The sequence below is a fragment of the Morganella sp. TYF_1 genome, from assembly GCF_043105645.1.
Classification (GTDB): Bacteria; Pseudomonadota; Gammaproteobacteria; order Enterobacterales; family Enterobacteriaceae; genus Morganella; species Morganella morganii_B.
In genome coordinates this window covers 143,980-161,971 of the sequence record NZ_JBICLU010000007.1, presented here as the reverse complement: position 1 = coordinate 161,971, position 17,992 = coordinate 143,980, and the positions used below count along the sequence as shown (strand labels likewise).

The 17,992-nt window shown below is 50.1% G+C and carries 12 protein-coding genes; 8 read left to right on the top strand and 4 right to left on the bottom strand.

What is annotated here, in order from left to right:
- The first annotated feature begins 57 nt into the window (after positions 1-57).
- Entirely contained in the window at positions 58-1,887 is a 1,830-nt protein-coding gene (glmS, locus tag ACF8OF_RS02215) for a glutamine--fructose-6-phosphate transaminase (isomerizing) (RefSeq protein ID WP_392495585.1), read from the top strand.
- Between the two features lie 287 nt (positions 1,888-2,174).
- A complete protein-coding gene (locus ACF8OF_RS02210) occupies positions 2,175-3,335 on the top strand; it encodes a methyl-accepting chemotaxis protein (RefSeq protein ID WP_392495584.1) in 1,161 nt (386 codons plus the stop codon).
- Here the strand turns inward: ACF8OF_RS02210 and ACF8OF_RS02205 are convergent.
- The 3 genes from ACF8OF_RS02205 to nagK form a co-directional block, all read right to left on the bottom strand.
- Complete coding sequence (locus ACF8OF_RS02205; RefSeq protein ID WP_392495583.1) at positions 3,326-4,867, bottom strand: methyl-accepting chemotaxis protein; 1,542 nt, start codon at positions 4,865-4,867, stop codon at positions 3,326-3,328. The two genes, ACF8OF_RS02210 and ACF8OF_RS02205, sit on opposite strands and share 10 nt — an antisense overlap.
- 365 nt (positions 4,868-5,232) lie before the next feature.
- Positions 5,233-6,273 carry a DUF2169 domain-containing protein gene (locus ACF8OF_RS02200; RefSeq protein ID WP_392495582.1) on the bottom strand — a complete coding sequence of 347 codons (1,041 nt, stop codon included), beginning with the start codon at positions 6,271-6,273 and terminating at the stop codon, positions 5,233-5,235.
- 232 nt (positions 6,274-6,505) lie between these two features.
- Positions 6,506-7,417 (bottom strand): N-acetylglucosamine kinase, encoded by a 912-nt coding sequence (nagK, locus tag ACF8OF_RS02195; protein WP_392495581.1) that lies wholly within the window; start codon positions 7,415-7,417, stop codon positions 6,506-6,508.
- Positions 7,418-7,620: 203 nt separating this feature from the next.
- Here nagK and asd point away from each other — a divergent pair, with 203 nt between their 5' ends.
- The 6 genes from asd (at position 7,621) to ACF8OF_RS02165 (ending at position 15,497) form a co-directional block, all read left to right on the top strand.
- Positions 7,621-8,730, top strand: a complete 1,110-nt coding sequence (asd, locus tag ACF8OF_RS02190; RefSeq protein WP_392495579.1) for an aspartate-semialdehyde dehydrogenase — start codon at positions 7,621-7,623, stop codon at positions 8,728-8,730.
- Between the two features lie 890 nt (positions 8,731-9,620).
- The gene (locus tag ACF8OF_RS02185; protein ID WP_262864183.1) at positions 9,621-11,003 is read left to right on the top strand and encodes a glutamate decarboxylase; all 1,383 of its coding nucleotides are present in this window, start codon (positions 9,621-9,623) and stop codon (positions 11,001-11,003) included.
- Positions 11,004-11,070: 67 nt separating this feature from the next.
- Positions 11,071-12,552 carry a putative glutamine/gamma-aminobutyrate antiporter GadC gene (gadC, locus tag ACF8OF_RS02180; protein ID WP_025153690.1) on the top strand — a complete coding sequence of 494 codons (1,482 nt, stop codon included), beginning with the start codon at positions 11,071-11,073 and terminating at the stop codon, positions 12,550-12,552.
- Positions 12,549-13,478: a glutaminase A gene (gene glsA, locus ACF8OF_RS02175; RefSeq protein ID WP_025153689.1), complete on the top strand. Its 930-nt coding sequence runs from the start codon at positions 12,549-12,551 to the stop codon at positions 13,476-13,478. The genes gadC and glsA overlap by 4 nt, the downstream gene beginning before the upstream one ends.
- A gap of 92 nt (positions 13,479-13,570) precedes the next feature.
- Complete coding sequence (locus tag ACF8OF_RS02170) at positions 13,571-14,851, top strand: APC family permease (RefSeq protein ID WP_274370014.1); 1,281 nt, start codon at positions 13,571-13,573, stop codon at positions 14,849-14,851.
- Positions 14,844-15,497, top strand: coding sequence for a MarC family protein (locus tag ACF8OF_RS02165; protein ID WP_262859857.1), 654 nt, complete (start codon positions 14,844-14,846; stop codon positions 15,495-15,497). Before ACF8OF_RS02170 ends, ACF8OF_RS02165 begins: the two co-directional genes overlap by 8 nt.
- A 59-nt stretch (positions 15,498-15,556) precedes the next feature.
- On the opposite strand, the gene gyrB is transcribed toward ACF8OF_RS02165, so the two are convergent.
- Entirely contained in the window at positions 15,557-17,971 is a 2,415-nt protein-coding gene (gene gyrB / locus ACF8OF_RS02160; RefSeq protein WP_392495577.1) for a DNA topoisomerase (ATP-hydrolyzing) subunit B, read from the bottom strand.
- Positions 17,972-17,992 lie beyond the last annotated feature (21 nt).

Sequence of the window (17,992 nt, the reverse complement as noted above, 5' to 3'; positions counted from 1 at the left end):
ACGGCAACGCCGTAAAAACAATCAGGCAGGACATCGTTAAATCAGGAATGTACAACTATGTGTGGAATTGTTGGTGCAGTAGCACAACGTGATATCGCTGAAATTCTGTTAGAAGGGCTTCGTCGTCTGGAATACCGCGGATATGACTCTGCCGGTATGGCGGTTGTGGACAGCGAAGGGCATCTGACCCGTCTGCGTGAAGTCGGCAAAGTGAAAATGCTGGCGGAAGAAGCAGAAAAAACGCCGGTTTCCGGCGGCACCGGTATCGCGCACACACGCTGGGCAACGCATGGCGAACCGCTGGAACGTAACGCACACCCGCATGTTTCCGGGACTATCGCCGTTGTTCATAACGGTATTATTGAAAACTACAGTGAGTTACGGGAATTACTGAAAGGCCGCGGCTATCAGTTCACTTCCGATACGGACACCGAAGTTATCGCTCATCTGGTAAATCATGAGCTTTCTCAGGGTGGTACACTGCGTGAAGCGGTACAGCGTGCTATTCCGCAGCTGCGCGGTGCTTACGGTACGGTAATTATGGATTCCCGTACCCCGGAACTGCTGGTTGCTGCCCGCTCAGGCAGCCCGCTGGTGGTCGGTCTGGGTGTCGGTGAAAACTTCCTCGCCTCTGATCAGCTGGCGCTGCTGCCGGTTACCCGCCGCTTTATCTACCTGGAAGAAGGGGATATCGTCGAAATCACCCGCCGTCATGTGCATATTTTTGACTGCAATGGTGATGAAACTGAGCGTGATGTGATTGAATCCAACGTTCAGTATGATGCCGGTGATAAAGGTATTTACCGTCATTACATGCAGAAAGAGATCTATGAGCAGCCGCTGGCCATCAAAAACACGATGGAAGGGCGTCTGCGTAATGAAACGGTTGAGTTCAGCGAGCTGGGTGAAAAAGCCCGTGATGTGCTGTCCGGTATCGAACATATCCAGATTGTTGCCTGTGGTACGTCATTCAACGCCGGGATGGTATCCCGTTACTGGTTTGAAGCACTGGCGGGGATTCCGTGTGATGTGGAAATTGCGTCTGAATTCCGTTACCGCAAACCGGCCTGCCGCAAGAACAGCCTGCTGATCACCATTTCACAATCCGGTGAAACTGCAGATACCCTGGCGGCACTGCGTTTGGGTAAAGAGCTGGGCTATCTGACTTCACTGGCTATCTGTAATGTTGCCGGTTCATCACTGGTGCGTGAATCTGATTTTGCCGTGATGACCAAAGCCGGAACCGAAATCGGTGTCGCTTCCACCAAGGCATTTACCACTCAGCTGACTGTTCTGCTGATGCTGGTGGCCTACCTCGGTCGCCTGAAAGGCAAGGGTGAAGCGCTGGAGCACCGTATTGTGATGGCACTGCATGCACTGCCGAGCCGTATCGAAAGTATGCTGTCTCAGGATAAAGTCATCGAGCAGCTGGCGGAAGATTTCTCTGACAAGAGCCACGCTCTGTTCCTGGGACGCGGGGATCAGTTCCCGATCGCCGTGGAAGGCGCGCTGAAACTCAAAGAGATTTCGTATATCCATGCGGAAGCGTATGCCGCCGGTGAATTAAAACACGGCCCGCTGGCACTGATTGATGCGGATATGCCGGTGATTATCGTGGCACCGAATAACGAACTGCTGGAAAAACTGAAATCCAACATTGAAGAGGTTCGCGCCCGTGGTGGTCTGCTGTATGTCTTCGCCGATAAAGACGCCGGTTTCAGCGACAGCGAAAATATGAAAATTATTCCGCTGCCGTATGTGGAAGAGCTTATTGCCCCAATCTTCTACACCATCCCGTTACAACTGCTCTCTTATCACGTCGCTTTAATTAAAGGCACTGATGTGGATCAGCCGCGTAACCTGGCGAAATCAGTGACGGTTGAATAAGCTGAACCTGATTTAGTTTCAGATAATTAATGAGTAAAGCCCGGCGAGTATCATTGTGATGCACGCCGGGCTTTTTCTATCCCGCCATTTTCATCCTTAAGAAAAACAACATCATTATTTGACTAATAATCATATTTATAAATTAAATGTGATTAGGTTCACTTACTTATCAGTAATAGAATTTGAATTTATTTCTTTAATAACCAATTATATAGAAAGCCAAAATAAAAAATAAATTAAGATTCAGGCACTAAAAATATCGCAAAATACTAATACTGGAGTAAGTTATGCTTAAAGATATCAGTATAAGAACCGTCATCATCGTATTTCTCATCTGTAATTTCACTACAATTAATATTATCTTTCTCTTGTCTCTGCCCGCACTGATTAAATTAGTCATGCTTAATATTGTGTGTGTTTTTACGTTCATCTGCTCATGGTTTTACATTACGACGTATCTGGTGAAGCCGATCAATGCCGTGAAAAACAGTATTGATGAGGTCAATGCCGGTAACTTATCGGTGCGGATCCCGGTTTTTGGTAATAACTGTGCCGGACGCCTGATCCCCGGAGTGAATCAGCTGGCGGAAAGCCTTTCTCTGCTGGTCAGTGAGATCCGCAGTTCATCAGATTCCGCATCGGTGTTATCTGAACAGCTGGCAATGCGCAGTTTTGAGTTATCTGCCAAGACGGAGCAGCAATCAGCCATGCTGGTGGAAACGGCATCCAATATGGAGGAGATTGCCGTCGGGACTAAAAATAATGCGGAGAATACGGTGCTGGTCAGTGAGCATGCGCAGGAAGCAACGGAGTTTGCCGTACATGGCGGTAAACTGATGGAGGAAGTGGCTGCGAATATGCATTCTATTAATGAGTGTACTAATAAGATGACTGAAATTATCACCCTGATTGATTCTATTGCCTTCCAGACCAACATTCTGGCACTGAATGCTGCCGTGGAGGCTGCCCGTGCCGGTGAGCACGGCAGAGGGTTTACCGTGGTTGCCGGTGAGGTCAGAAATCTGGCTCACCGCAGTTCAGAATCTGCCAAAAATATTAAATCTCTGATTTCCGTGACAACCGATAATGTTAAACAGGGTGAGGATATTGTTCACCGCGCCGAAGTGAATATGAATAAGATCGTTGAGGGTGCGGAGCGGGTAAACGGCCTGATGGCGCAGATCTCTGTTTCCACGCAGCAGCAGCAACAGGGTATCGAGCAGATAGCAACAGCCCTTTCCGAGCTGGAACAGGCAACGCAGGGCAGTGTGATGATCGCTGATGAGCTTGCCGGTTCTTCTGATGCGCTTAAGGCTCAGGTTGCGGATTTACAGTCACGGACACGGGATTTCCGCCTGACGGATCACGCCGCTGCTCAGCCGCACAGCAAACCGGCATTAAATACCGGTAAACGGGCCGCGCGGTTTGCCGCATCAGCTCAGGCATGATTACCGAAAACCTGAATCGCCTGCTGTAATCGTGAGGAGCGCCGTGTCAGTTCAGAGGTGGCACCGGTGACATTATTGACCATGTCAGTATTGTTGCCGGTCATGGTACCGATACGGGCGACAGATTCATTGATAAGCTCCAGCGCCTGAGTCTGCTCTTTGGTGGCAAGGCCGATTTCATTGATCATGGATGACATTTTCAGCACATCGGTGACCATCTCCCCGAGCTGGGTTTCAGTCTGCTCTGCCATTGTCACGCCGGTGCGGACATTGGCTGCATTTTTTTCAATCAGGATTTTTATCTCTTTGGCGGCAGCGGCGGAATGCAGCGCCAGGTTGCGCACTTCTGCAGCCACAACAGAAAAGCCCCGTCCGGCCTCCCCTGCCCGGGCGGCTTCCACCGACGCATTCAGCGCCAGAATATTAGTCTGAAAGGCAATACGGTCAATCACACCGATGATATCAACGATCTGATTATTATCCGCAGAAATGGTATGCATCATATCGATGGTTTTCTGCATGGTTTCGTTGCTTTGTGTTGCACTGTTACTCGCATTACCGGCGATATTCATCGTCAGATAAACACTTTCGGCGGTCTGCTGTACCGCGCTGCTGATCTCCTCTATGGCGACCGCAGTTTGCTGCAGATGGGAGGATGCTTCTTCAGAGCGGGTATGTAACGCGGTGGTTTCCTGTGAAACCCGCTGGTTGATAGCACGGATCCCGGCAACCTGTGTGCTGACATCATCCACCAGCGAGTTCAGATTAAGCCCGGACTGATTCACCAAACGCATCAGCAGCCCGATTTCATCCACTCTGTCCATGTGTACCGGATCCGGTTTCTGCCCGGAGACGACTTTTTTCATCTGTGACAGCAGTAATTTAACCGGCTGAGAAACCTGTGACTTGAGATACACCGACAGCAGAAGAAATAAAGCCGCCACACCACCCGCCTGAATAAACGGGTTTAACGGTGAAAATACCAGCGCCAGGGTTAATAACATGACAGTTAATAAGGAATAATTAATCCGCTGCCCGACCGGCAGCCATTTCAGTAATGATAAAAATGCCAGTTTCCCTTTGCGGATAATAATGCCCTTAAAAAGACGGTATCCGTTTAATTTATTATTCTTTAACCTGCTGTAAAGTGAGGCGCTTTTTTTTATTTCATCACGGGTTGGTACGGTCCGGACAGAAATATAGCCGGTTAATTTTTTATCGTGCCATACCGGGGTGACATTTGCCCGCACCCAGTAATGATCGCCGTTACGGCAGCGGTTCCTGATAATACCTGTCCAGCTGTCGCCCTGTTGCAGGGTATACCACATATCAGCAAAGGCAGCCGGTGGCATATCCGGATGACGGATAATATTATGAGGCTGCCCGGTTAATTGTCCTTCCTCAAACCCGCTTGCGGTAATAAATGCAGAGTTTGCATAGGTTATATGGCTCTGGGTGTCAGTGGTTGACATTAATATTGCATTATCGTTAAGTAAGTATTCATGCTGTGTGACAGGCATGTTGTTTTTCATGATAACCCCGGGTGATATAAAATAATGACAAAATAGTCTCCCGCACTGTTAAAAGACAGTACGGAATGGTTGTTTTATTTTTTGGCTAATATATTCGCAATTGACCTGGAAATATAGATTTTTTTATTTTTAAAAATTATTTTTTGTCATGGAAATGAAACAATTTAAGCGATCTTTAATTATTAAATTAATATTATGCGTATTCTGGTTTGTTGATATGACAACCTTTTTTATGTTATTCGTTTTTTATCCCGGATAGGGATTTTAAATTTAAATAAATCTGAGTTTCGGAATTTTAAAATCATTACTTAACCGTAATTTTCAGTGAAGACAATAACAGTGTTTTTAAGGTAAATATGTACCGGTTATCTGGCCGGATGATCAGGAATGTGGCGCAGCGTCATTTCGGCGATATTCAGCGATTCCGGAAGGGCGATACGGTAAGTGCAGAACACTTTTCTCAGATTCATGTCCACAACGATGGTGTCGAGCTGTAAATTTTTCGGGATGGAAAACCCGAGACCGGAGCTGATAAACACAAACAGGTTCTCCACCGGAACATAAAACAGCACATGCTGGCGTTCAAGTTCAGTGGCGGAGACCAGACCGAACAGTTTCAGCGGCAGTTTATTACCGGCTTTAAGATGCGGGATTTGCAGTGTCGGGTGGGCACCGCACCAGTAATTGAGGTTATCCGGTGTCTGCGGCGGGCGTGATGATATCGGGTCATAATGACCGGCATACTCTGCCCGTTCCTGCCAGGTCCGGCCGAAAAAGCCGAAACCGTCCGGACGGAGTATCTGACTGATATGCTCTGCCGGGATATCAGGGGATTCTATCTGATGTGCCGGTAGTTGTGTTTTATCACACTGCGCCAGAAATTCCGCCGGATACCAGCCCATACCAATCGGGTTTGCCGGAGAGGTAAAAACGCGGTTACCGGTGCTGTATGTCCCGCCGGAGGCATATTCATAACGGATATCAAGATAACGGATAGGTTCAGATTTTGTCAGAAACCACTCGCTATCCTCTTTTGTCCAGTAACGGGGGCCGAATATGCGCAGGACTTTCTGATATTTTCCGATCTGAATACCGACATCAAAAACCGGTACCGGATTATTCTCCGGTACAAATGCGGTGGCGTTAATAACAATATCGGTTTTCGGTTTATAAGGGGCTAAATCACTTTCATATTCAATACTGGTATCAACCATTTCACTGTAACTGATATCCGTATAATTCAGCATGGATTGTTCCGGGGATATAACCAGCTGACTCTGACCATCACGGTTATTTATCCGGATATCATACGTAATACGTGACGCAACAATATGAAATGTATCATGTTGCTGATTGTCGCTGTCAAAATTCAGTGCCGGAAAAATAGTGTGATTGACAAAATTCATAACATTAGCCTTTATAACAGATAAAAAATCACAACAATAAGTAATTTCCCTCAGGCTGATGTAATACAGGGCAGATAGAATAATCTCCTATGTATAAACACGATATTTTTACGAATTCAGCCGGTTTTTAATACCGCTTAATGTAACCTTTTTCCGGGAAATTAATATAAGAGTTAGCCGATATTCTTTTTATTATTTACCGCCCGCACTGCAGGCGGTAAATAAATGTTTATCAGGCAGAAAAATTGAGACAGGCCGCTCCCCGGGCACCGCCGGAATCGCCGTAACGGGCTTTATGAATGGCCGGCAGCGAGGCAACACCGTAGAGATACTGCGGCAGGTATTCCGGCAGCAGGCGGTAAATTTCCTCAAATTGTGATAATCCGCCGCCGATCACCAGTAAATCAGGATCAAAGACACTAAGCACATTCCCAAGGTAGTGTGCGAGCAGCGACATATACCGCTCAACGTGCAATTTTGCATTATGGTCACCATCGTAGTAACGGGTGATAATATCAACCGCACTGAGTTTTTCACCGTAAAATGCCGTGAAAATCCGCTCAAATCCCGGGCCGGAAAGATAGGTTTCAAAACAGCCGGTTTTTCCGCAGCCACAGAGGGTCTCCGGAACCTGATGGCCGAGAAGTTTATCCCCTTCCAGCGTCATATTGATGTGGCCGATTTCACCGGCGATCCCGTTTTTCCCCGGCAACACGGTGCCGTTAAGCACAAAGCCGCCGCCGACACCGGTGCCGAGGATCAGTCCCAGTACTGTCGGGTAGTGGCGGAATGCCGGATCCCAGGCTTCGGAAAGTGCAAAGCAGTTGGCGTCATTTTCAATTTTTACCGGGCGCTGCAGTATCGTTTCCAGATCACGGCGCAGCGGCTGATACTGCGCGGCGGGCACATTGGTGGTAAATACCGTTCCTTTTTCATGATTCACAATACCGGGAACGCCGATGCCGATTTTTCCTTTGCATCCGAGTTCGCTATCCGCCTGTTCTGTCAGCTGCCGGAATGCCTCAAGCAGCGTGGCGTAGCTTTCTTTCGGTGTTGCGATACGCTTTTGCCAGACCGGTTCCAGTGCTTCATTAAAAACGGCAAGCTCAATTTTTGTCCCGCCCATATCAAAACCGTAATACATGATGATTCCGCCCTGTTCTGATCACTGTTGTGTTATCCCCAGCATAAAGCACCGGCGGCCGGATGAGAACCCGCTGCCTGATATAAGTCCGGCTTCTGAACAGCGGGGGATCATCAATAAATTCACTTGCACCGTTATTCATATTTTGTCAGGTTAAGTATATTGCAAACGCAGTTCAGATGAGAATAAAAGGAAACATCACGATGAAAAATGTGGGATTTGTCGGCTGGCGCGGGATGGTGGGGTCGGTGCTGATGCAGCGCATGACAGAAGAGCGGGATTTTGACGGGATCCGTCCGGTATTTTTCTCAACCTCGCAGAGCGGCGGGGAAGCGCCGTCATTCGGCGGGCACCGCAGTACGTTACAGGATGCATTTGATATTGATGCCCTGCGCTCACTCGACATTATTATCAGCTGTCAGGGCGGCGATTACACCAATGATGTCTATCCGAAGCTGCGTCAGAGCGGCTGGAACGGTTACTGGATTGATGCGGCATCAGCACTGCGGATGAATGATGATGCTATCATTATTCTCGACCCGGTGAACGGTAAGCATATAGAAGAAGGGCTGAATCGCGGCATTAAAACATTTGTCGGCGGTAACTGTACGGTCAGCCTGATGCTGATGTCACTGGGTGGCCTGTTTGAGGCGGATCTGGTGGAATGGGCTTCTGTGGCAACTTACCAGGCGGCATCCGGTGCCGGCGCGCGCCATATGCGTGAGCTGCTGATGCAGATGGGGGCATTGAACGCCCATGTGGTGAAAGAATTGCAGGATCCGGCTTCCGCGATTCTGGATATTGAACGCAAAGTCACTGAATTTACCCGCAGCGGCGCATTACCGGCGGAACAGTTCGGCGTACCGCTGGCCGGGAGCCTGATCCCGTGGATTGATAAGCAGCTGGATAACGGCCAGAGCCGTGAAGAGTGGAAAGGGCAGGCTGAAACCAACAAAATCCTGTCACGCGGTCAGAATATTATTCCGGTGGATGGCCTGTGTGTCCGTATCGGCGCTCTGCGCTGCCACAGCCAGGCATTTACCCTGAAACTGAAGAAAGATCTGCCGGTTGCGGAGATTGAGTCATTGCTGGCTGCCCATAATGAGTGGGTGCGTGTGGTGCCGAATGATCGCGATATTACTGTGCGCGAGCTGACCCCGGCGGCGGTCACCGGCACACTGAAAACACCGGTCGGGCGCATCCGTAAACTGAATATGGGGCCGGATTATATCTCTGCATTTACGGTGGGTGATCAGCTTCTGTGGGGTGCCGCAGAGCCGTTACGCAGAATGCTGAATATTTTATTAAAATAATAACAATAATCTGGTATTTATCACAAAAGCAGACTCATGTGTTGATTTTTTCACATGAGTCATTTTTTTAATTTGCGTTTTGCTTTTTTTGCAGTATCAGCATCTTCTTACTGACTGAACCGGTTAAACGACAGCCTGAATGTGTTTTTTACGACTGAAAAACAGATATCAGACCTATATTGCCGGGATTATGGTTACATTCCGTTTATTGTTTGTTATTTGCACAAAATGTGCTGGTAACACTTTATTCCTCTCCCTTTTTTATTTTCCTGTTAAAACAGTACATATAATGTGTTGTCTATTTCCGGTACTGTTTTATAGCGGTTATTTATTCTTCATAAGAATTAAAATCCGGGTTACCAGCCAAACAACCTGACATCGTGTTTATATTCAGCGGTATGTTTTAAATGTCCGGCTATATCTGTCTCTTTCCTGCTTTTTTATCTGTGATTTCTGCTTCTGTAAAAATGGCTTGATTCGGGTAAGAAAAAAAGACATCAATCTATGTTCATCCTTATTACACGATTTTTCCGGTTATTCATTCTTTTTTCGCTAATTTTATCCTGTGGCGTATTTATATAAAGAGGTATTAATTTCACAAAAATGTAACGTAATAAATAAATGTTTCTTTTGTGTTAATCCTGGATTTTAATCAGTTCAATTTATTTATTACTGTCGTAAAAAGATAAATAACATAAGAAATTGTAAATATTAACTCATCTTACAGATTTGAAAATTGTGTATTTCATAAGCTAATATACATAGGTTACTTCACTGAACACACGGTTTTAAGCGGGTATTTCTCTGTGTTCCCGCCATTACCCGTGAGCAGGATAACAATAGAGTTAATTAATTTTAACTATCAATAAGTGATCTGAGAAGGAGGTTTTATGTCTCTTCATGCAGTGAAAGGTAAAAATAGTTCAGAATTTATTGATATTTACGCATCAACGGACTCGGATGCAAAACTCCCTAAATACAAAATGCCGGAAGACAGCAGTGACCCGCGGATTATTTACAGTGTGGTCCGCGATGAATTACTGCTGGATGGTAACTCCCGTCAGAATCTGGCGACATTTTGTACAACCTGGGTTGAGGATGAAGTCAAACAGCTGATGACAGACAGTGTCGATAAAAACATGATCGACAAAGATGAATATCCGCAAACGGCTGAAATTGAAAGCCGCTGCGTGCATATTATTGCTGATCTGTGGAATTCCCCGCAGGCACAGGAAACCATCGGCTGCTCTACCACCGGCTCCAGCGAGGCAGCAATGCTCGGCGGGCTGGCAATGAAATGGCGCTGGCGTAAAAACCGCGAAAAACAGGGGAAAGATACCAGTAAGCCGAACCTGGTAACCGGCCCGGTACAGGTGTGCTGGGAAAAATTTGCCCGTTATTTTGATGTTGAACTCCGTCAGATCCCGCTGGAAGGCGATGCCCTCGGTATGCAGCCGTCTGATCTGCGCAAATATTGCGATGAAAACACCATCGGCGTGGTGGCAACACTGGGGGTGACGTTTACCGGGATTTATGAGCCGGTGGCGGAACTGGCAAAAGAACTGGATGCAATACAGCGGGATACCGGTCTTGATATTCCGCTGCATGTTGATGGTGCCAGCGGCGGGTTTATCGCACCGTTTATCCAGCCGGAACTGGTGTGGGATTTCCGGATTGAGCGGGTGAAATCCATTAACAGCTCCGGACACAAATACGGCTTGTCACCGCTGGGTGTCGGCTGGGTGGTCTGGCGCAGCAAAGAAGACCTGCCGGAAGAGCTGGTTTTCAATGTCGATTATCTCGGCGGCAATATGCCGACATTTGCACTGAATTTTTCCCGTCCCGGCGGGCAAATCATTGCACAGTATTATAACTTCCTGCGTCTGGGACGCGCCGGTTATACCAAAATTCAGCAGGCGTGTGCAGATACTGCGCAATGGCTTGCGGATGAACTGAATAAGCTGGGGATTTTCGACCTGGTGTATGACGGTCGCGGCGCACTGCCGGCGGTGGCTTACAAGCTGAAACCGGGCGTGACACAGTTCAATCTGTATGACCTTTCCGATCGCATCCGCACACGCGGCTGGCTGATAGCGTCGTATCCGCTTCCTGCGGACAGAGAAAAAACCGTTGTTCAGCGTATTATGGTCCGCCACGGTGTCAGCCGTGACCTGGCCGCACTGCTGCTGGATGATATCAAACGGGCTATCGATCACTTCAGGCAAAATCCGGTGGTGAACTCCACGGCTAAAGCAACCTTCCATCACGGTTAATTAACAACGACCTCCGGCTGGTATCCGCAGCCGGAGGCTCTCACTCATTATCCTCCGGGGTGCTTTTATGACTGATACTTCAACCAAAAAACCGTCTTCCGGTGCAGCCAAACTGACTGTCGGCACACTTATCGTCATGAATATTGTGGCGGTGGTGAGCCTGCGTGGTTTGCCTGCCGAAGCGGAATACGGTCTCAGTGCGATTTTCTATTATCTGTTTGCGGCGGTGTTCTTTCTGATCCCCGTATCACTGGTTGCCGCTGAACTGGCTACCGGCTGGTCGGAAAAAGGCGGGGTATTCCGCTGGGTCGGCGAGGCGTTCGGGCCGCGTCTGGCATTTCTGGCGATGGCAATGCTGTGGATTGAGGTGACGGTCTGGTTCCCGACCGGGCTGACATTCGGGGCGGTATCACTCGCCTTTATCAATCCGCATCAGGCATTTGATGAAGCGCTGGCAGCCAATAAATTCTTTGTGCTCGGTGTTGTGCTGTTTATCTACTGGCTGGCGACGTTTATTGCCTTTAAAGGGGTCGGCGCATTTGCCCGGGTATCAAAATGGGGCGGGATTATCGGGACGATTGTTCCGGCGATCATTCTGATTGTACTCGGTTTCTCCTATCTGTTCAGCGGTCAGACGCCGCAGATTGACCTGGCGTGGGATCAGGTTCTGCCGGATTTCTCAAACTTCGATAACATTGTGCTGGCGGCCAGTATTTTCCTGTTTTACGCAGGGATGGAAATGAACGCCATTCACGTGAAAGACATTGATAACCCGACCAAAAACTACCCGAAAGCCATTATTCTGGCGGCGGCGGGTACGGTAGCTATCTTTGTGCTGGGCACGCTGGCGATCGCCTTTATCATTCCTCAGTCCGATATCAGCCTGACCCAGAGCCTGCTGGTGGCTTACGATGATATGTTCAAATGGGCGCATATTCCGTGGATGGGGCCGATTGTTGCCGTCATGCTGGCTATCGGCGTGCTGGCGAGTGTCGTAACCTGGGTTGCCGGGCCGTCCTCCGGTCTTCTGGAAGTGGCGAAAGCGGGCTATCTGCCGCACTGGTTTCAGCATACCAACAAGAACGGAATGGCCACACATATCCTGCTGGTACAGGCCGTGCTGGTTTCTCTGCTGGCGGTACTGTTTGTGGTGCTGCCGTCCGTGCAGGCGGCCTATCAGATCCTCAGTCAGCTGACGGTTATTCTCTATCTGATTATGTATATGCTGATGTTCAGCGCTGCGATTTACCTGCGCTTCAGTCAGCCGCAGCGTGCCCGTCCGTACCGGATCCCCGGTGGTAATGCGGGGATGATTATCCTCGGCGGTATGGGGCTGCTCGGTTCATTAACCGCGTTTCTGTTCAGCTTTATCCCGCCGGCACAGATTGCCGTCGGCAGCCCGGAAGTGTATGTGGGGGCGCTGATCGGACTGACCGTTCTGTTCGTTCTTCTTCCGTTTGTTGTTTATCAGATCCGTAAACCCGGCTGGCGTGATCCGGACAGTGATTTCGCACCGTTTACATGGGAAAACAAAGGAAAAGCATCATGACAGATTTAACAGCAATCAAGCAGGCGGTGACCAATGCCTGGCAGCAGTTTCATCAGGCTCCCGGCGGTGCGAATGCGGACTATATTCCGTTTCTGGCTAATATCCCGTCCGACCTGGCAGCGGTTGCGGTAGTCACTGTGCAGGGCGATGTGATCAGCAGTGGTGACGCTGATTACCGGTTTGCCATTGAGTCAATTTCCAAAGTCTGCACGCTGGCGCTGGCGCTGGAGGATATCGGCCCGCAGGCGGTGCAGGATCAGATTGGTGCCGATCCGACCGGGTTGCCGTTTAATTCAGTGATGGCGCTGGAACTGCATAACGACAAACCGTTGTCGCCGCTGGTGAATGCCGGTGCGATAGCGACCGTCAGTGCGGTCACTGCAAAAACCGCTGATGAACGCTGGCAGCGCATCCTGACCATGCAACGCCGTCTCGGGTCGGAGAATATTGCACTGTCGGATGAACTGAATCAGTCGGAGCAAACCACCAATTTCCATAACCGGGGCATATCCTGGTTGCTTTATGCGGCTCAAAACCTCTATTGTGACCCGATGGAGGCCTGTGATGTGTATACCCGTCAGTGCTCCACACTGCTGACTACCAAAGAGCTGGCTACAATGGGCGCGACACTGGCCGGACACGGTAAAAACCCGGTAACCGGTGAGCAGGTACTGAACCCGGCGCATACCCCGTTTGTCCTGGCGGAAATGACCATGGAAGGGCTGTACGGTCGCTCCGGTGACTGGGCATACACGGTCGGGTTACCGGGTAAAAGCGGGGTCGGCGGGGGGATCCTCGCAGTGGTACCGGGTGTGATGGGTATCGCGGCATTTTCACCGCCGCTGGATGATGACGGAAACAGCGTCAGAGGCCAGAAAATGGTGGCGTCGGTTGCTGCCGCACTGGGATATAACCTTTACCGGTGATCCCGCTGACAACGATAACGCCCGGATTTCCGGGCGTTATCAGCTGTAAACTAACGCCGGTGGCAGCATCTATTTTGTTTCAGGAGTCGGGTATGAAGTCAGTGTCATCAGAAAAGCCGTTAACACTGTTACAGGTTATTGCGCTGGGGATCGGCGCGATGGTCGGTGCCGGGATTTTTGCCCTGCTGGGGCAGACCGCGCTGATTATGCAGTCTGCAACATGGATTGCCTTTGCCTGCGGCGGTCTGGTCGCATTATTTGCCGGTTATGCCTATGCCCGGCTGTCCGCCTGCTATCCTTCTCCGGGTGGCATTATTGATTTCTTCCGGCTGTCATTTCCCGCTGTTCTGACGATTGCTTTATCCTTTTTGTATCTTGTTACGCTGATCCTGACGGTGGCGATGGTGGCAAGAGCGTTCGGAGCTTACGCCGTTCAGCTTTTTCATCAGGGCAATGAATCGGCCTTATTACCGGAAGTGTATACCGCGTTTATTATTATCGCGGTCGGTCTGATGAATATCACCGGCAGCCATGCGGTTGGTAAAGTTGAAGTTCTTCTGGTGGGCACCAAACTGGTGATTATTATCGCCCTGGTGGCGACGGGTGTATTTACCGTGGATACAACACTGCTGAATATCAGCACGTTTTCCGGTGATACCCTTTTTTCCGCCGTCGGGCTGACGTTTTTCGCCTATGCCGGATTCGGCATGATGGCAAATGCCTCAGATAAAGTGGCAAATCCCGGCCGGGTGATGCCGAAGGCATTTATGATCGCCATTTTATTCACGATTGCGCTGTATATCAGCCTGGCGCTGGTATTACTCGGCAATCTCTCGCCGTCTGATCTGGTACGTTATGCCGATACCGCTGTGGCTCAGGTGGCTTATCCCGTATGGGGAAAAACCGGTTTTGTGATTGTGGCCGCCGCCGCGCTGCTGGCGACAACATCCGCCATTAATGCCACCCTGTTTTCCGCCTTCAATATCACCGACAGAATGTGCAGCACCGGTATTCTGCCGGATTCCTGGGGCAAAACGGTATTCCGGCAGGGTACGCTGGTGAATATTCTGCTTATTCTTCTGACATTGTTGCTGGCGCTGTTCCTGAATCTCAGTGACTTGGCAAATGTCGCCAGTTTTACGTTCCTCCTGTGTTATCTGATGGTGCTGGTGGTGGCGTGGCGTCAGAGCGCGGTAATCCGGGCATCAAAACTCATTACCGGTACCGGGATTGTCCTTGTCACTGCGGTATTGGCCGGGTTTGTGGTGACGTTGCTGAGCGGAGGGTTTATTTCTGTCAGTGTGATTGCTGCGGCGCTTATTCTCTGTCTGGCTGCCGGTTATCTGCGGAAACGGAGCCGGAAAGATGAATGAATGGCTCGATAATATTCTGCTCAATTATGTGACGTTTGTGTCGCTGTTCAGCCCTCCGGCGACCATCACTGCCGCCACGATTATCCTCGGCCGGATTGACCGGAACATATTGTGGCAAATCGCCTGGAAAATTGCGGCGGGATACACACTGGTCATGCTGGTGGTTATCTGGCTGGGGAACTGGCTGCTGACGGCTCTCGGGCTGAGTGCGGATGCCCTGACTGTCACCGGTGGTATTGCGCTGCTGGCACAGGGATGGCCGATGCTTATCCGCGGGGTCAAAGAGGAGCACAGTGATATTCCGGTCAGTGTTATCCCACCGAAAGATATTATGCGGCTGGCAATGGTACCGCTGCTTTTCCCGCTCTCGATGGGCGGCGGCACGATAGCGGTCGGAATTTCACTGGCCGGACACAGTGATTCCCTGTCCGGGCTGATACAGCTTTCTGTGGTGATCCTGCTGATGCTGCCGACCATTGCCCTGACTTTTCTGGCAACCGGGCCGCTGCACGGGCGTTTATCCCCCGGGGTGATGGATACCCTGGCGCGGATCTCCGGCATCATTCTGGTCACGCTGGCGATTCAGTTACTGGTCTCGGGAATGGTCGGTCTTGTTACCACAAATCTGAAGCATCTTACGGGGTGAATTAAAAAAATAAAGCCCGGAAAACCGGGCTTTATGGGGGTCTTAGAGAGAGGAAAAAATTATACGTCGATATTTGCCGCTTTCAGGGCGTTCTCTTCGATAAAGGCACGGCGCGGTTCAACATCATCACCCATCAGAGTGGTGAATAACTGATCCGTTGCAATCGCATCTTTTACCGTGACCTGCAGCATACGGCGGGTTTCCGGGTTCATGGTGGTTTCCCACAGCTGTTCCGGGTTCATTTCACCCAGCCCTTTATAGCGCTGTACAGCCAGACCACGGCGTGATTCTTTCATCAGCCAGTCAAGAGCCTGTTCGAAGTTGCTGACGTTCTGACGGCGCTCACCACGGACAACATAAGCACCTTCTTCAATCAGACCACGGATAAGCTCACCCAGTTTAGAGATGCGGGCATATTCGCTGCCGTGAACAAAATCGAAATCCAGATTGTAGTCAGTATCCACACCGTGGGTACGGATAGTCAGTACCGGCTCAAACAGCTGACGCTCTTTGTTTTCCGCAATGCGGTAGCTGTAGGTGCTGCCATGCTCTTCATGACGGGTCAGGCGCTCAGTCAGGCTCTGTGCCCAGGCTTCCACCTCGGATTTGTTCAGCAGCGCGGATTCTTCCAGTTTCGGCTGGTAGACCAGGCTGTTTAACAGTGCCAGCGGATAGAGACGCTCTAAGCGGCGGATAATTTTGTGTGCGCCGTTGTATTCGTGCAGCAGTTTTTCCAGATGTTCGCCCTGAATCGGTGCGGCAGTTTCGTTTACATACAGTGCTGCGCCATCCAGCGCGATAGAGACCTGATATTGCTCCATCGCTTCGTCATCTTTAATATACTGTTCCTGCTTGCCTTTTTTCACTTTATACAGCGGTGGCTGTGCGATATACACATAACCGCGCTCAATGATTTCCGGCATCTGACGGTAGAAGAAGGTCAGTAACAGGGTACGGATGTGTGAACCATCGACGTCGGCATCGGTCATGATGATGATGCTGTGATAGCGCAGTTTGTCCGGGTTGTATTCGTCGCGGCCGATACCGCAGCCGAGTGCGGTGATCAGGGTGGCAACTTCCTGAGAAGCCAGCATTTTATCAAAACGCGCCTTCTCAACGTTCAGGATTTTACCTTTCAGCGGTAAGATTGCCTGGTTCTTACGGTTACGCCCCTGTTTTGCAGAGCCGCCCGCAGAGTCCCCTTCCACTAAGTACAGTTCGGAGAATGCCGGGTCGCGTTCCTGGCAGTCCGCCAGTTTACCCGGCAGACCGGCTAAATCCAGCGCGCCTTTACGGCGGGTCATTTCACGGGCACGGCGTGCGGCTTCACGGGCACGTGCGGCATCAATAATTTTACCGACAATGATTTTGGTGTCGCTAGGGTTCTCATCCAGATATTCAGACAGCTTTTCGTTCATCAGGGTTTCAACCGCGGTTTTCACTTCGGAAGAGACCAGCTTGTCTTTGGTCTGAGAGGAGAATTTCGGATCCGGCACTTTGACGGAAATAACTGCCACCAGCCCTTCACGGGCATCATCCCCGGTGGTGCTGACTTTGGATTTTTTATTCAGCCCTTCTTTCTCAATATAGCTGTTGAGTGTACGGGTCATGGCGGCGCGGAAACCGGCGAGGTGAGTACCGCCGTCGCGCTGCGGAATATTGTTGGTGAAGCAGTACACGTTTTCCTGGAAAGAGTCATTCCACTGCATGGAGACTTCCACGCCGATATCGTCTTTCTCGGTGGAGAAATAGAAAACGTTGTTATGAATTGAGGTTTTGGCGCGGCTTAAATATTCCACGAATGCTTTGATACCGCCTTCGTAGTGGAAGTGATCTTCTTTGCCGTCACGTTTATCGATCAGACGGATCGATACGCCGGAGTTCAGGAAGGAGAGTTCGCGCAGGCGTTTTGCCAGAATGTCGTACTGGAATTCAGTCTCGCCTTTGAAGGTGTCCATGCTCGGCCAGAAACGCACGCGTGTCCCGGTTTTATCGGTTTCGCCGACAACAGTCAGACGATCCTGCGGTTCACCGTGGCGGTAGATCTGCTCGTGAACTTTGCCGTCACGGCGGATAACCAGTTCCAGTTTTTCAGACAGGGCGTTAACAACAGAGACCCCGACGCCGTGCAGGCCGCCTGAGACTTTATAGGAGTTATCATCGAACTTCCCGCCGGCGTGCAGAACAGTCATGATAACTTCTGCGGCGGAGACGCCTTCTTCTTCATGGATCCCGGTCGGGATCCCGCGGCCGTCATCCTGTACGGAGACTGAATTATCATTGTGAATGGTCACAACGATGTCTTTACAGTAACCGGCGAGGGCTTCGTCGATAGCGTTGTCAACAACCTCGAAGACCATGTGGTGTAAACCGGTTCCGTCATCGGTATCACCAATGTACATTCCCGGGCGTTTACGCACCGCGTCCAGCCCTTTTAATACTTTGATACTTGAGGAGTCATAGGTATTCGACATCAACGTTTCCCGCTCATCTAA

Excerpts from the sequence above, each read along its gene's own strand:
- glmS (WP_392495585.1), top strand. The coding sequence starts at position 58 with ATGTGTGGAATTGTTGGTGCAGTAGCACAACGTGATATCGCTGAAATT.
- ACF8OF_RS02210 (WP_392495584.1), top strand. The coding sequence starts at position 2,175 with ATGCTTAAAGATATCAGTATAAGAACCGTCATCATCGTATTTCTCATC.
- ACF8OF_RS02205 (WP_392495583.1), bottom strand. The coding sequence starts at position 4,867 with ATGAAAAACAACATGCCTGTCACACAGCATGAATACTTACTTAACGAT.
- ACF8OF_RS02200 (WP_392495582.1), bottom strand. The coding sequence starts at position 6,273 with ATGAATTTTGTCAATCACACTATTTTTCCGGCACTGAATTTTGACAGC.
- nagK (WP_392495581.1), bottom strand. The coding sequence starts at position 7,417 with ATGTATTACGGTTTTGATATGGGCGGGACAAAAATTGAGCTTGCCGTT.
- asd (WP_392495579.1), top strand. The coding sequence starts at position 7,621 with ATGAAAAATGTGGGATTTGTCGGCTGGCGCGGGATGGTGGGGTCGGTG.
- ACF8OF_RS02185 (WP_262864183.1), top strand. The coding sequence starts at position 9,621 with ATGTCTCTTCATGCAGTGAAAGGTAAAAATAGTTCAGAATTTATTGAT.
- gadC (WP_025153690.1), top strand. The coding sequence starts at position 11,071 with ATGACTGATACTTCAACCAAAAAACCGTCTTCCGGTGCAGCCAAACTG.
- glsA (WP_025153689.1), top strand. The coding sequence starts at position 12,549 with ATGACAGATTTAACAGCAATCAAGCAGGCGGTGACCAATGCCTGGCAG.
- ACF8OF_RS02170 (WP_274370014.1), top strand. The coding sequence starts at position 13,571 with ATGAAGTCAGTGTCATCAGAAAAGCCGTTAACACTGTTACAGGTTATT.
- ACF8OF_RS02165 (WP_262859857.1), top strand. The coding sequence starts at position 14,844 with ATGAATGAATGGCTCGATAATATTCTGCTCAATTATGTGACGTTTGTG.
- gyrB (WP_392495577.1), bottom strand. The coding sequence starts at position 17,971 with ATGTCGAATACCTATGACTCCTCAAGTATCAAAGTATTAAAAGGGCTG.